This is a genomic window from Rhodanobacter sp. UC4443_H10 (assembly GCF_052978325.1).
Map to the genome: position 1 here is coordinate 2,449,225 of NZ_CM129668.1, position 13,857 is coordinate 2,463,081.

The 13,857-nt window shown below is 67.9% G+C and carries 12 protein-coding genes and 1 pseudogene; 7 read left to right on the top strand and 6 right to left on the bottom strand.

Annotated elements, in window-relative coordinates:
* Window positions 1-206: 206 nt before the first annotated feature.
* From ACVCMB_RS11220 to ACVCMB_RS11245, 6 genes are all read right to left on the bottom strand, one after another.
* The gene (locus tag ACVCMB_RS11220; RefSeq protein ID WP_447101415.1) at window positions 207-641 is read right to left on the bottom strand and encodes a hypothetical protein; all 435 of its coding nucleotides are present in this window, start codon (window positions 639-641) and stop codon (window positions 207-209) included.
* Between the two features lie 38 nt (window positions 642-679).
* Window positions 680-2,386 carry a tyrosinase family protein gene (locus ACVCMB_RS11225; protein WP_447110564.1) on the bottom strand — a complete coding sequence of 569 codons (1,707 nt, stop codon included), beginning with the start codon at window positions 2,384-2,386 and terminating at the stop codon, window positions 680-682.
* Window positions 2,371-3,330 (bottom strand): hypothetical protein, encoded by a 960-nt coding sequence (locus tag ACVCMB_RS11230; RefSeq protein ID WP_395120564.1) that lies wholly within the window; start codon window positions 3,328-3,330, stop codon window positions 2,371-2,373. Before ACVCMB_RS11230 ends, ACVCMB_RS11225 begins: the two co-directional genes overlap by 16 nt.
* Before the next feature lie 2 nt (window positions 3,331-3,332).
* A complete protein-coding gene (locus ACVCMB_RS11235; RefSeq protein WP_447101412.1) occupies window positions 3,333-3,614 on the bottom strand; it encodes a hypothetical protein in 282 nt (93 codons plus the stop codon).
* 496 nt (window positions 3,615-4,110) lie between these two features.
* Complete coding sequence (locus ACVCMB_RS11240) at window positions 4,111-5,400, bottom strand: cytochrome c (protein WP_395120568.1); 1,290 nt, start codon at window positions 5,398-5,400, stop codon at window positions 4,111-4,113.
* The gene (locus ACVCMB_RS11245) at window positions 5,397-6,149 is read right to left on the bottom strand and encodes a c-type cytochrome (protein ID WP_447106961.1); all 753 of its coding nucleotides are present in this window, start codon (window positions 6,147-6,149) and stop codon (window positions 5,397-5,399) included. The genes ACVCMB_RS11240 and ACVCMB_RS11245 overlap by 4 nt, the downstream gene beginning before the upstream one ends.
* 385 nt (window positions 6,150-6,534) lie before the next feature.
* Here ACVCMB_RS11245 and ACVCMB_RS11250 point away from each other — a divergent pair, with 385 nt between their 5' ends.
* The 7 genes and pseudogenes from ACVCMB_RS11250 to ACVCMB_RS11280 all read left to right on the top strand — a co-directional run bounded on the left by ACVCMB_RS11250 (window position 6,535) and on the right by ACVCMB_RS11280 (window position 13,840).
* Window positions 6,535-7,686 (top strand): homoserine dehydrogenase, encoded by a 1,152-nt coding sequence (locus ACVCMB_RS11250; protein ID WP_395120572.1) that lies wholly within the window; start codon window positions 6,535-6,537, stop codon window positions 7,684-7,686.
* Window positions 7,683-8,672 (top strand): homoserine kinase, encoded by a 990-nt coding sequence (locus tag ACVCMB_RS11255; protein ID WP_447106962.1) that lies wholly within the window; start codon window positions 7,683-7,685, stop codon window positions 8,670-8,672. Before ACVCMB_RS11250 ends, ACVCMB_RS11255 begins: the two co-directional genes overlap by 4 nt.
* Window positions 8,673-8,770: 98 nt before the next feature.
* Window positions 8,771-10,051 (top strand): annotated as a pseudogene (gene thrC / locus ACVCMB_RS11260) (threonine synthase); the annotation flags it as partial.
* A 418-nt stretch (window positions 10,052-10,469) separates the two neighbouring features.
* Window positions 10,470-10,820, top strand: a complete 351-nt coding sequence (locus ACVCMB_RS11265) for a hypothetical protein (protein WP_447106963.1) — start codon at window positions 10,470-10,472, stop codon at window positions 10,818-10,820.
* Window positions 10,821-10,892: 72 nt separating this feature from the next.
* Window positions 10,893-11,243, top strand: a complete 351-nt coding sequence (locus tag ACVCMB_RS11270; protein ID WP_447106964.1) for a hypothetical protein — start codon at window positions 10,893-10,895, stop codon at window positions 11,241-11,243.
* Window positions 11,240-13,264, top strand: coding sequence for a hypothetical protein (locus ACVCMB_RS11275; RefSeq protein WP_447106965.1), 2,025 nt, complete (start codon window positions 11,240-11,242; stop codon window positions 13,262-13,264). Before ACVCMB_RS11270 ends, ACVCMB_RS11275 begins: the two co-directional genes overlap by 4 nt.
* 39 nt (window positions 13,265-13,303) lie before the next feature.
* Complete coding sequence (locus tag ACVCMB_RS11280) at window positions 13,304-13,840, top strand: hypothetical protein (RefSeq protein ID WP_447106966.1); 537 nt, start codon at window positions 13,304-13,306, stop codon at window positions 13,838-13,840.
* The last annotated feature ends 17 nt before the right edge of the window (window positions 13,841-13,857 follow it).

A 13,857-nucleotide genomic window follows, 5' to 3' on the forward strand; every position in this document is an offset into this window, starting at 1 on the left:
GCAAGCGTGTCGGCGCGGTGGCCGGGTCGCCTTGATTCAGGTCAACGAAAGCGGCAACGGGAAGCGGGCGCGACAAAACGCGTCGATGCCGGCGACCGCCATCGTGCGCCGCGTTCGCCGGATTTGTCCTTCACCACCACCTTCGGCCGTGGCGCGAGGCGGCCTCGCGATCCGCCGCGGATCGCGCTGGACCGATACCGGGCGGCTCATCGGATGAACCGCACCGAGCCCACGCAGACGCTCACGACCTGCATCGCCGGCACCGGCTGCAACGGGACGAGCGTGATGCTCACCCTTCCTCCCGCCTCCAGTTTGCCCCCGGTCGCGACGATGAACGTGCCGGGGTTGTCCGGCGGAAACAAGCTGAAGCTTCCGAGGTAGCCGGCCTTGCCATCGCGGGCGTGGAAACGCACCACGAAGGAAATCGGTATCCGCTGCGGATTGACCACCCCGGCGACCACCACCCGGACGAACGCCTGCTCCGACGCGGCGACGGAAGCGGCCTCGACAGGCTGTTCCAGCGTCGGCGCCGCCAGGCTCAACCGGTGCCCGGAGCCCGCGCAACTGGCATGCTCGTGGCCACCGGCGGCCACGCCGGCGCAGGCGGCATGCAGGCACAGTGTCACCAGCAGCAGTTGCATGCGCTGCCGTATCCGATGGCCGGTGCGCCCGGGGAAGCTCATCCGTCGCTGGCCCTCACGTGTACCGGCGCGATGAGGAAACCGACGTTCTTCAGCATCAGCGGCATCGCCGGTTGCCGGAACTTGCCCTCGGCCGGCACGGCCACGATCTGCACCGCCAGCGGCTGGTCGGTTCGCACCACGCCGTTCCGGTGCAGCCGCTTCAGCGTCTGCGTCACATCGATGATGAAGTCGGTCTTGTGATGATGCGACGGGTGATCACCGGAATCGTCGGACGTGGCCTGCGTCCCGAAAAAAGCGTAGCTGCCGGCGTAGTGGATGTCGCTGGTCGGTGTCTGCGCATTGGCATCCGGCAGGTTGATGAACACGCGCACGAAGAAGTCGTTGGCTTGCGGCTGCTGCGCGTAGTCCACGTTCAAGAACACGCGTTCCCGGCGCGCGTCGGACTCCAGCAGTGCCGCAAGGTCCGCGGTCGTCAGGCGGGCCTGCCGTGACACCGGGCGGTCCAGGCGAAGCGTTACGTTTGCGGCGATCGGCACGCGTCGCCTGATGTCGAATCGCACCGGCGCACCCTTGCGGATGCGCGCCTCGATCAGCTTGGCCTGCTGCGCGCTCAGCCTGAGCATGTCCAGCGGCGTGGCAAAGTCCCCGACCCTGCTGCTTTCGTAGCGGTAGCTGAGCAGCGGCAGCAGCGGCGTGACACCCGCGCTGATGCTGACGGGGTTTCCGTTGCCATCGACGAAATGATTCCACGTGGTGTTGATCCAGGTCGGATCGCTCGGGTTGTCGTTGTGCAGTTCGATGTTCCACTTGGCCCAGCAGTAATCGACCATGCAGTGATGCGCCCAGAAAATCGGGTCCTGCGGCGAGCCACCCGTACCCATGTCCATGCCGATGATGACGTGTGCCGTGTTGTGCGGCGTGCCTTCGAGCTGCGAGCTGAAGGTGATGAAGTTCGCATCCGAGAGAATGGTGGTCATGGTCGGATCGTTGAACGCGGCATTCGACCCGACGGTGGTGTTGCTGCGCGGATGGTCGAGGGCGCTGCCGGCGGCCGTGAACGCCGGATGCATCGCGGGGTACCGGTTCCAGTTCCAGTAGGGCAGGCCGAAGCTCTTCTCCCCGGTCAGTTGCTGGCAGATGCGTTCGAAATACAGCAGATAGGCGCGGTGCCAGGAGAAGAAATGCACGGTGCCGTGCTGGCACAGGTTGAAGCCGCCGCTGACCGTTCCGTGCAGGGCGGCCTGCGCATTCCAGCTGCGCGGGTCGGAATCCGGCAGCGCACGCATCTTGATGACGGCCTCCCGATAGACGTCCAGCGCGTGCTGGACTTCCGGCGAGCCGGTGCGCAGGTAACGGCGCACCGGCCGGTTCTGGATGTCCTTGATGAGTTGCTCGCAGCCGCCGAACATCGCCGAGGTGACCAGGCCCAGGCTCACGAGGCCCAGGCCCTTCACGAACACGCGCCGATTCATGTCGCTTGGTTGATCCAGGTAGTTCATCCCGGTGCCCTCCCAGCTCGTTGGATAAATGCCCTCGAAAGGCGCACGTTGCAGAGACGACGATGTACCCATCAGCGCAGCCAGAACCACAGGCCGCTGGCGATGGCCACGGCAGCGGCAATGGCAAGCACCCCGACGGTGAAGTTGAGCGTCGAGCTCACGTTGCAGCCGGGCGTTCCCTTTGCCGCATCCCCGCGTTCCGATGTGCTCATGTCCGTCGACCCCGCTCAGAAGTACACACAATGCTTGCTCCACCTCACCAGCGCGATTTGCACGTTGGTGAGCACCGGGTTGGCGACCGGCGTCACCGGGTTCATCAGGTTGGCCGTGTCGCTGTCGTGCGGCAGCCAGCAGGCGTGACCCATCTCGTGGGCGGCCACGAACGCCTGGTCGGTCGGCTTGGCCTCGATGACCACGTAATTGTGAGTCGAGGCGAAGCTGCAGCCGTTGGTTCCGCTCGGGGTGACGTCCCGCACGATGAACACGATGATCTCCGCGCCCAGTCCGATCAGCCTGCGGAAGCTGTCCTTCGGCTTGCAGGTGGCGGAGGCGAACTCGAAATACGAGCCACCGACCCACCAGTCGCTGAAAAAGCCGCCGCCGTCGCAGCCAACCACCAACCCGTCGTCGGGAGCCGCGACGTCGGTGTGGCAGATGCCGGTGAAGATCATCCGGATGTTGCACAGACGATCGTAGAGATCGATGGCGGCGTCGACCTGGCGCTGGATATCGGCGTCGGTGACGATGGGGCGGCCATTCACCGACGGCACCACCACGCCGAAGTACATCTTCTTGCGCAGGCGGATGCCCAGCAGCGAGCCGACGAAGTCGAACAAGCCGACCAAGCGCCAGATCACTTCGGTCACCCAGTTGATGATGGTGCGCAGAATGCCGCCGAGGATCGGGATGCTGAGAACCATCTCGACGAGGAAGCCGATCGCGTCGAGCACGACGTTGACCATCTCGCACACCACGCGCGTAACCCACTTGCCGACGGTGACGACCACGAAGGTGACGACCTTCACCAGTACCCAGGTCATCCAGCACAGCCACTTGTTGCAGCACAGGCACCACCAGTTGCAGTCCTGCTCCTCGCAGACTTTCTGCAACTGGTTCACCCAGGTCTCGATGGGTTTCTCGACCTGTTCCTCGACCCAGTCCTGGACTTCCTTGCATACCCGCCCCATGGTCACGACTCCGTTGGCAAGGGAAACCGCACCGCGCGACGCGGCCGTCGCGCCAGGCAGCGATCCAGGCGACGCAGCAGCAGGGACAGACGCAAGCGGTTGCCGACAATGCCGGCCAGCTTGCCGAGAACGGCCGCCGCCACCAGTACGCCGATGCCCCGCAGCAGCGCCCCCGCGCTCACGCCCAAGCCGCCGGCAATCCACCACGCCAGCTGCACCACGAAACAGCCCGACACTGCCAACGCCGCAACCGCGCATCCGCACGCCCGGTGCAGGCGGTTCACGCGCGTCTGCAGAGCCGCCGTGGCGCTGCGGAACATCGGTGGGGAAAGGATGATGCGGGTGGCAGGCGAGATCGCGAATGGCAGCCACAACGTGTGGCGCAGCTGCGCCAGCGACGAGCGCGAGTCGATGCACCAGGAGTTCGGGCGAGCAGGTGCGGTCGGCCCCGTGCGTGCCAGCCGTCCCTCGGCGCGGGGCGGGGCAGTTGGCCTGGCCCTACGCTGCCACCACGCGACGGGCTCGGTTCGCGGCACCGGTTGTTGCGCCGTCTCGCGTTCCCTGTTCGCAGCGTTCCTCTCGCGCACGTGCTGCCCCTCCCGCCCGCGATGCCGGTTGCCGGCACCGCCCTGTTCGGCGTGAGCAAGTCACGTGCCATCCCGGCGGGCACGCCGCAGCCCGCCCTGTATCGGCTTCCACGCGCGTCCCCGCCTTGACGAATGGGGCAGCGCCGACCCGCTTTCACTCCTCTGGCGGGTCATGCGCTACCCGGCGCCCGGCTCAATCCACCGGCGTATGCCGCGAGCGGCTCACCTCGACGGGCGCCACCGCGCTGGCCTTGTTCGACCACGACTGGCGGACGTAGCTGACCACGGCGGCCACGTCCTCGTCGCTCAGTTGCTGCGCGAACGGCGGCATCGAGTACGGCCGCGGATTGGCCGCGGTGGCCGGCGCGAAGCCACCCAGCAGCACGCTGCGGATCGCATTGATGCTGGTCGGTCCGGTGACCGAGGTGTTGCCGTCCAGCGGCGGATAGATGCCGGCCACGCCCTGGCCGTTGTCGCCGTGGCAATCGGCGCAGTGCTTCGCGTAGAGCTTGCCGCCCTGCTCGTGGCTGGCCGCCTGGGGGAACGCGACCGGTGCGGCCGGCGCGCGCGGCGGCAACGCTTGCAGGTAGGTCGCCACCGCCTGCAGGTCGGCGTCGGTCATGTGCTGGGTGCTCAGCCGCACCACGTCGGCCATCGGTCCGAACGCGCTGCCTTTGGACGACTGGCCGGTCTTCAGCAGGTCGATGACGTCCTGCGCGCTCCAGCCTTCCAGGCCGCCGCCGCTGCGCGTGCTGAGATCGGGCGCATACCAGTCCAGCTGCGGGATCTGCCCGCCGGTGAGGTGCTGGTTCTGCTCGATGCCGCCGAGCGAATCGCGCGGCGCGTGGCATTCGTTGCAATGGCCCAGCCCCTGCACCAGGTAGGCGCCGCGATTCCACTGCGGCGACTGCGCGGGATCGGGTTGGTACACGCCGGGCTTGAAGTACAGCGCGCGCCACGCCACCAGGCTGCTGCGCACGTTGTAGGGAAACTCCAGGCCGGTCGGCTGCGCCGGCTGGTTCACCGGCGGCAGCGATTTCAGGTAGGCGAAGATCGACAGCGCATCGTCGCGCGTGACCCTGGTGAACGAGGTGTAGGAGAACACCGGGTACAGCAGCTGGCCGTGGCGGCCCTTGCCCAGGTGCAGCGCGGCCCAGAAATCGTCGAAGCTCCATTGGCCGATGCCGGTGTCCGCGTCCGGCGTGATGTTCGGCGCCGGCACGTCGCCGAACGGCGTGGCCAGCGAGCGGCCGCCCGCATACGGCTGGCCGCCGCGCGCGGTGTGGCAGGCGGCGCAGTCGCCGACGGTGGCCAGGTACTTGCCGCGCTCGATCCGCGCCGGATCGACCAGCGCGGCCGCATCGGCCTCGCGCTGGACCGGCGTGGACGGTGCGCGCTGGTCGCGCGCCAGATACCACCACGCTGCCGCGCCGATCAGCAGCAGGACCACCAGCAAGCCGACGCCGCGTCGCAACCACTTCATGGATTCACCTCGCTGTGGCCCATCACGCACCAGCCCGGCAGCGGCGTCGTCTGCGCCGCGGCGGGCTGCGGGTGCATGTCCGCCGCCGGCGCGTGGCTGGCCAGCCACGCGGACACCGCGGCGATATCCGACTCGCGCATGCGGTTGGCCACCACGCCCATGCAATACGGCCCTTCCGCCGCGCGGGTATGCGTGCGCCACGACACCAGCTGGTTGCTGATGTAGCCGGAGGACAGACCGACCAGGCCCGGCATCATCGGCTCGAAGCCGGTGAGCTTGTCGCCGTGGCAGCTTACGCACGAAGGCACGGCGCGGGCGGGATCGCCGTGCAGCACCACCTCCTCGCCGCGGCGCAGGACCTCGGTCGACACGGCGGGCTGCGGCCAGCGATGGTACGGCAGATCCTGCGCGGCGAAGTATTCCGCGATCTGGCGCAGGTAGGGCTGGCTCAGCTGGCGCACCACGTATTCCATCGGCGCATGCCGGCGCTGGCCGGACTGGAAGTACTCCAGTTGCTGCAGCAGGTAACCCGCCGGCTTGCCGGCCAGGCGCGGCGCCAGTACGCCGTCGGGGGAACCTTCGCCCTGTGCGCCGTGGCAACTGGTGCACGCGGCCACCCGCTGCCCGAGGGTATCGGGGGTGGCCGCGGCGCCCGCCGTGGCGAGGACCGACACCGCCGTGCCGCTGCAAAACGCAAACAGCACCAGCGCCGCGCGAAGCGACGAGCGTCGGGAAGGGAGACGGATCATCCGCCTATGGTAATCCCGCACGCCGTTTCATCGGTTGCTCGCGACAACCTGCCGCACTGCCACTTGGCGCCGATGCAACCATCCGGGTGCACCGAAAGTTGCAAATGAATCTGTTGACCGCAGCGCAACATTGCCCGTAAGGTCGAGCCATGTCGCCGCTCAGCACCCCCGCCCGCCTGTTCGCTGCCCCGGTTCGCACCGGCGCCGCGACGATGTGCGTGGGCGCCATCGCCACGACTACCCGCACGATTACCACCGGTACCACCAGTCCCGGGCGGAGCGTCGTGCGCAGCTGAGTTCTTCCACGCAACGGCCCGCCCTCGACGAGGCGGGCCGGTCCATACCGACACGCCAGCGAGCACGGGCCTCCACCGGAGAGGCCGCCGTGATCACCTGTGCACCCGAGCAAGCCAAGCATGTTCCGCTGCCGCCGCTGTCCCCGCATGCCACCGGCAGCACGCGGCTGCGCACGCTGGCGGTCGGCGTGATCGGCCCCGGCCGCGTCGGCAGCGCCCTGCTCGCCCAGCTGCGTGCGGCGCAGCCGCGGCTGGCGCGCACGCTCGGCCTGGACCTCAGGCTTTGCGGCGTGGTCGCCCGCAAGCGCATGTGGCTGGATTGCGACGATGCCGAACTCAACGACCGCCACGGCGGCGCGCAGACCTGGCGCCCGAATGATCTGGACGCGTTCGCCGCGCACGTGCGCGGCACCGATGGCCGCCATGCGCTGCTGATCGACTGCAGCGCCAGCGACGAAGTGGCCTCGCACTATCCGCAGTGGCTGGCCGCGGGCATCCACGTGGTGACGCCGAACAAGCTCGCCGGCAGCGGCCCGCTGCCGCGCTGGCAGGCGATCCACACCGCCTGCGCCGGCGGCGCGCGCTTTCGCTGCGAGGCCACCGTCTGCGCCGGCCTGCCGGTGGTGCAGACCCTGCGCGACCTGCTCGACACCGGCGACGAACTGCTCGCGGTGGAAGGCATGTTCTCCGGCACGCTGGCCTGGCTGTGCAACCGCCACGACGGCCGGCAACCGTTCTCCGCACTGGTGCGCGAGGCGCATGCGCTGGGTTATACCGAGCCCGATCCGCGCGACGATCTTTCCGGCCTGGACGTGGCGCGCAAGCTGGTGATCCTGGCGCGCGAGGCTGGCTGGCCGCTGTCGCTGGAAGACGTCGACCTGGAAAGCCTGGTGCCGGCATCGCTCGCCGCACTGGACCGCGAGGAGTTCTTCGCGCGACTGGGCGAGCTCGATGCGCCGATGGCCGCCGCGCTGGCCCGCTCGCGCGAGGCTGGCGGCGTGCTGCGCCATGTTGCCCACCTCGACCGCCATGGCCACGCCAGCGTGCGACTGCAGGTGCTGCCGGCCAGCCACGCGTTCGCGCACACGCGGCTGACCGACAACGTGGTGCAGTTCAGCACGCGCCGCTACTGCGATAATCCGCTGCTGGTGCAGGGTCCGGGCGCCGGGCCGGAGGTCACCGCGGCCGGCGTGTTCGCCGACCTGCTGCGCATCGCCGAATCGCTGGCGGTGCATGCATGAACACGCCGCTACAGGAACCGCTCATGGCTGCACACGCACGACCGCCGCACCTCGCCCACGCCTTCGCCCCGGCCAGCGTCGGCAACGTCGGCGTCGGCTTCGACCTGCTCGGCCACAGCGTGGCCGGCACCGGCGACCGCGCCGAGGTGCGCCGCATCGCGGAACCGGTGGTGCGCATCGCCGCCATCCGTGGCTGCGTGGAAGGCCTGCCGCTCGACCCGCGGCACAACACGGCCGGCACCGCGCTGCTGTCGCTGCATCGCGCACTGAAGCTGCCGTTCGGTTTCGAGCTGGTGCTGCACAAGGGCATTGCGCTGGGCTCGGGCATGGGCGGTTCGGCGGCCTCGTGCGTGGCCGCGCTGGTCGCCGCCAACGCCTTGCTGGAACAGCCGCTGTCGCGCGAGGCGCTGTACCCGTTCGCACTCGACGGCGAAGCGGTGGCCAGCGGCAGCCGCCACGGCGACAACCTCGGCTCGATGCTGCTCGGCGGCCTGGTCTTGGCCACCCACGAGCGCCTGGTGCGCATCGCCGTGCCGGCGGCATGGCACTGTGCGCTGGTGCATCCGCACGTGGTGCTGGAGACGCGCCGCGCGCGCGCCGCGCTGGCCGGCCACTACGAGCTGGGCGAGTTCGTGGCGCAGAGTTCGAACCTCGCCCTGGTGCTGACCGGCTGCCAACGCGGCGACGCGACGCTGGTGCGCGAAGGCCTGAAAGACGTGCTGGTGGAACCGCGCCGCGCCCCGCTGATACCGCACTTCGCGCAGGTGAAGCAGGCCGCGCTCGACCACCACGCCCTCGGCGCCAGCATCTCCGGCGCCGGCCCCAGCGTGTTCGGCTGGTACGACAACCGCGCCGATGCCGAGGCGGCCAGCGTGGCGATGCAGGCCGCCTTCGCCGACGCCGGGCTGGACAGCGATGCGTGGGTGTCGCCGATCGAGGGGCCGGCCGCCACGTTGATCGATTCTCTCGAAGAGACCCTGCCATGACCCGGCGCCCCACTTGCAGGAGCCCGCTCGCGGACGATGCTCCGACGGATCCCGAATCCCGGCTTCAAGAGCATCGCCCGCAAGCGGGCTCCTGCGCGAGCACACGCGGAGCGGCGCCGGCCGTACCGATCGGCGAGGCGATCGCCGCCGGCCTCGCCCCCGACGGTGGCCTGTACGTGCCCGAACAGCTGCCGCGGCTCGATCCCGCCGCCTTCGATCCGCGCGGCACGCTGGCCGACACCGCCACCACCTTGCTGGAGCCGTTCTTCGCCGGCGACGCGCTGGCCGACGCACTGCCCGCGATCTGCGCCGAAGCCTTCACCTTCGACGCACCACTTCGTCCGCTGCCCGCCCATCCGCACACGCTGATGCTGGAGCTGTTCCACGGCCCCACCTCCGCCTTCAAGGATTTCGGCGCACGCTTCCTCGCCGCCTGCCTGCGCCGGCTGCCGCGCGCCGATGCGCGACCGCTGACGATCCTCGTCGCCACCTCCGGCGACACCGGCGCCGCCGTAGCCGCGGCGTTCCACCGCCAGCCGAACGTCCGCGTGGTGATCCTCTACCCCGACGGCCGGGTTTCGCCGCGCCAGGCGCACCAGCTCGGCTGCTTCGGCGACAACGTGACCGCGCTGCGCGTGGCCGGCCGCTTCGACGATTGCCAGCGCATGGTCAAGGCCGCACTCAACGACGCGGCACTGCAGGCCGACGTACCACTGTCCTCCGCCAACAGCATCAGCCTCGGCCGCCTGCTGCCACAGATGAGCTACTACGCCCACGCCGCGCTGCGCTGGTGGCGCGAACACCGCACGCCGCTCAACTTCATCGTCCCCACCGGCAATCTCGGCAACGCCATGGCCTGCCTGTGGGCGCGCGAAATGGGCCTGCCGATCGGCGAAGTGCGCCTGGCCTGCAACGCCAACGCCACCCTGCCCGACTACTTCGCCGGCGCCGACTATCGACCGCGCGAAGCCGTCGCCACCCTAGCCAACGCGATGGACGTCGGCGCGCCCAGCAACTTCGAACGCCTGCGCTGGACCTTCCCCGACGAAACGGAACTCCGCCGTCTGCTGCAAGCCCGCAGCGTCGACGACGTCACCATTGGCCACACCATCGCCACGCACGCGCGCGACCACGGCGAGGTGTTCTGCCCGCACACCGCCACGGCGATGCACGAACTGGATCGGCTGCGCGAGGCAGGGGATGCGTCTGCGTGGGCCGTCGTCGCCACCGCGCATCCGGCCAAGTTCGAAGGCGTGGTGGAGCCGCTGATTGGTCATCCGGTGGCGGTACCGCCGCCCCTCGCCGCGTTGCTGGAACGCACCGCGCATGCGACGCCTTTGCCGGCCACCACGCACGCGCTGGTCTCGTGGCTTCGCTAGGAGCCAGATCGGGCCCGCGCCACTGCTCCCAGCAGCCGCTGACACGACGCAGGCTATAGACGGTAGTGATCAAGCGCAAAAGTCCTATTGCAAGGCGGCATTCGCGCTGCGAATCTCGGCAAGTCGCCCGATGGCCGTCGGCCGTCTGCCAAGGCGCGCAGGTGCAAGTGCGCTCCGGCCCGGAAGAGGGGGCCACCCGTCAATCAAGGAGGAACCATGGGTATCCAGGAAGGATTTCTGCACGGTCTGCCGCCGGCACCCCGCCGCTCTGACCGACAGAGAGAAAGCCGCTGCAGATCGGCCCCACCTCATCACCCCGGTCGATCATCGGCGCGCATGAACCCGTCGCCGAAGCAGCCCATGACCAACAAGCTCCCGAACCACGAGTTGCAGTCTCCATCACGGAGGAAACCACGCAATGACTCAACGCATTGACCCCGTAAAACTCAAGGCCGCCGCAGAGCACCTGGAGTGGGTGCTGAAGCAGTATCCGGACAGCGAGGACGTGCGGGGCCTGCTGCACTCGTTGGGGCCGCTGCTTGAGGAAGCCAAGGCCGGCAGAGTCGGTGAGCCCGTGGACAGCGTGAAGATCCCCGGCGCCTGGAACTTCTCGGACGGGCGTTACGTTCCCTACAAGGATCCAGGCGTCGACTCCGCTTATGTCGCTTTCGTTGTCGAAATGGAGGGCGGACTGAGCGAGCAGGAAGAACAGCTAAATGTTCACATGGATGCCACGCGCAGAGCCAAGGTCGAGGGCACTCAGCCATGAACGATGACGACCGGGCTGGTGAATGCCCCTCGGAAACCTCAAACCACAATCCATCACGCAGGAAGCCACGCAATGACCCAGAACATTGATCCGGTAAAGCTCAAGGCCGCCGCAGAGCACTTGGAGTGGGTGCTGAAGCAGTATCCGAATGGTGAGGACGCGCAGGGCCTGCTCCACTCGTTGGCGCCACTGCTTGAGGATGCCAAGACTGGCAAGCTGCTAACCCCGGTAGACAGGATGAAAATCCCGGGAGCCTGGAACTTCTCAGATGGACGCTACATTCCCTATGACAATCCAAGTGTTGACGAGGCGTACTCCAATTTCATTACCGAGATGGAAGGTGGCCTGACTGAGGAAGATAGACAGCGTATCGCTCGGCTGGATGCCATGCGCAAGGCCATGATGTCCGGCTCCCAGCCATGAGCAAAAGCGATCTCACGCCGGAGGCCATCAAACAGCAGCATGCCGAATCCGTCGCAAAAGGCGATACTTTCGAAACTCATGGAGTGAGCGTGCAGGCGGCGAAGGCTTACCTGAATACCGATGAAGGCGCCCTGTATTGGTGGCGAGTTGCCGAGATGTGCCCGCCAGACCTTTCGTCTCACATGATTGATAACCGCGCGATCGGCCAACTCATGTCGGGCCTGGAACTCCCGCGCATGGTAACCATCAGCCCCGGCGAGTCCCTCATCAAGCTTGTCGCCGAGGGCAAAAGTCCTACGAGTCATTCGCCCTACTGGGCCCGTGAATCCCAAGTCAACGCAGCGATCGCAGAAGGCAGAAATCTCTCCGAGTATTTCGCGCTGCCAATCGACAGCGAAGCGCCGCGGTTCGACGCCTACCGGATCACCGCAAGGTTCCCGACACAGGTTTTCATCAATACGGTAGCGCCCACCTCCGAGTTGGGCGGCCTGGTCACCAAGAGTGGTGGCGCGGAGCAGGTATTGGTCCCGAACCGCAAACTTTTTTACGACCCGGTGTACGTCAAGAGCGTCACGAATATTCCTGACATTGCCATCGGGGCTGAGCGCGGCGCGCTCGCATCCACCCTGGTTCGGGGCGCCGGCGCCCTCGGCGTTGCAGCGGCTGTGGGCGACGCTTACACCACCGCCAAGCAATACCAGACGCTAAGCGCACAGAGCAACCCGTTCGGCGCCGACGCGTTGCTTCGCCGCTATGAAGGGCGCACGGCGGGTGGCGCGATCGGAGGGATCGGAGCGGGTGCCGCCTATGGATTTGTGGCGGGCGCGGAAACTGGCCCCGGCGCGCTCGTCACTGGCGTGGTCGGCAGCGTGGTGGGGGCATTTGAAGGCGACCGGCTTGCCGTGACGATCACCGAGCACAAGGTCAATCATCAGACCGGCGCCGACGGCGTCACCTACCTGTACGAAGGCGGTGTCTGGAAGCACACGCACTATCAGCTCGATCCCGATGGCTCTGCGGTGCCGAACCCTTACGGCGCCCCATCGATGCAGGCGGCGGTGACGACGGCACCGGCCGAGCAGGTGGCGCAACTGGACTACCAGCGCATGACCGCGATCACCTCGCTGGCGCTGGCCAATCCGGCCACGCAGGACACGCGGCTGATCGAGCTGGATGGCATCCGCTGGCACGCCACGCGCACCGGTTGGGCGCAGACGGTGGAACTCCCCGGCCTGCCCAACAACAGCTTCGGCATTCCTGCTTTCACGACGGTGGACCGGCCTGCCGATGCGCAGACCGCCAAGGCGCTGGACCAGCTCGCCGCCAACCGGGAATTCAACAACACGCACTACGCCGAGGCCGTGGCTAACGCCTACGTGATGGATTACTACGGCAAGGGCTGGAGCGAGACCGGTCCTCTGCCCGAGGTTGTTACCCAGGCTCTCGGGCTGGCCAGCGAGCAGCACATCACCGACCCGCAGACCGGGCACGCCTGGAACGCCGACGGCCACGGGCATTTCAGCAGGGAGGAAACGCGGCTGATCGGCAGGGTGGTGATCCACGAGACGCACGGGGCGAGCGGCGAGGAGCTGTCGCGACTCAGCCAGCTGCAACAGTCGGCCGTTCGCGCGCATGCGGACTACGGCAGACAGTTGATCGCGCAGAAGTACGAAGAGTGGCGGGCGACGCAGCTGCATGCGCCGATCGAGCGCGGCGCCATCGGACCCGATCATCATCCAGCTCCGCCCGAATCCGTGCCAACGTCTCCCGACCTGACATCCGCATCCACACGCACGGCGCCGCCGATCACGCCGGCAAGTTCCGATCGCGCCATGTTCGATGCGCTGGTCGCGGCCGCGCGCACGATGGACATCGACGCCATGCGTTCGATCGGCCAGCAATACCTGCAGTCGGAACAAGGGCAGGCGTGGCTGGCGGCGGGGCAACAACTCAACCAGCAACTTGCGCAGCAGGCGGAACGGGAGGCGCAGGTGCGGCAAGCGGTGGCGATGCAACGATGAGGAAGGAACCCATGAGCCAAGACATCGACAAGTCGAACCATGCGCAGACGGAGGACTTGCGCGCGCTGGCGCTGCAACTGGCAGCATTCACCGGCGTGCTGGAGCAGCGCGGCCAGCAAGGAGGCTCACGACGCCGCGCAACGCCTCGATCGCGCTGCCCACGGCCTGGCCGGCACTTCCGAACGGCTGGCCGCCAGCGCCATCGACCACATCCGGCAAGCCGCGGCCAGCGCGGTGGCTGGCGGATTGCACCAGCCACTGGAGGGAGCCCGATACACCATGCAGGACGGCACCCAGCAACTCCAGCGTGCCCTCCACGAGCTGGAAGAGCGCACTTGCCGCCTCGGCAAGGCGTTGTCAGCGCATGCGTGGAAGACCTTCGTAGCCAGCGCCGTGGCTTCGCTGGCGGTGATCGGCGTGGCGGTCTGCGTCGGCGTGCGGGCGCATCGGGAAAGCGTGCGCGCCGAATGGATCGGCCAGATCAACACCGCCATCGCCAACGGCAAGCTGGCGCGTTGCGCCGACGGCGGATTGTGCGCGCGCGCGGGCAACAAGTGGATGCGTCTGGACCCCTAGGCGCAGCGCGACATCGT

What these genes read in the sequence shown, in the direction of transcription:
- ACVCMB_RS11220 (WP_447101415.1), bottom strand. Translation starts at nt 641, where the DNA reads ATGCAACTGCTGCTGGTGACACTGTGCCTGCATGCCGCCTGCGCCGGC.
- ACVCMB_RS11230 (WP_395120564.1), bottom strand. Translation starts at nt 3,330, where the DNA reads ATGGGGCGGGTATGCAAGGAAGTCCAGGACTGGGTCGAGGAACAGGTC.
- ACVCMB_RS11240 (WP_395120568.1), bottom strand. Translation starts at nt 5,400, where the DNA reads ATGAAGTGGTTGCGACGCGGCGTCGGCTTGCTGGTGGTCCTGCTGCTG.
- ACVCMB_RS11245 (WP_447106961.1), bottom strand. Translation starts at nt 6,149, where the DNA reads ATGATCCGTCTCCCTTCCCGACGCTCGTCGCTTCGCGCGGCGCTGGTG.
- ACVCMB_RS11255 (WP_447106962.1), top strand. Translation starts at nt 7,683, where the DNA reads ATGAACACGCCGCTACAGGAACCGCTCATGGCTGCACACGCACGACCG.
- ACVCMB_RS11265 (WP_447106963.1), top strand. Translation starts at nt 10,470, where the DNA reads ATGACTCAACGCATTGACCCCGTAAAACTCAAGGCCGCCGCAGAGCAC.
- ACVCMB_RS11270 (WP_447106964.1), top strand. Translation starts at nt 10,893, where the DNA reads ATGACCCAGAACATTGATCCGGTAAAGCTCAAGGCCGCCGCAGAGCAC.
- ACVCMB_RS11275 (WP_447106965.1), top strand. Translation starts at nt 11,240, where the DNA reads ATGAGCAAAAGCGATCTCACGCCGGAGGCCATCAAACAGCAGCATGCC.
- ACVCMB_RS11280 (WP_447106966.1), top strand. Translation starts at nt 13,304, where the DNA reads ATGCGCAGACGGAGGACTTGCGCGCGCTGGCGCTGCAACTGGCAGCAT.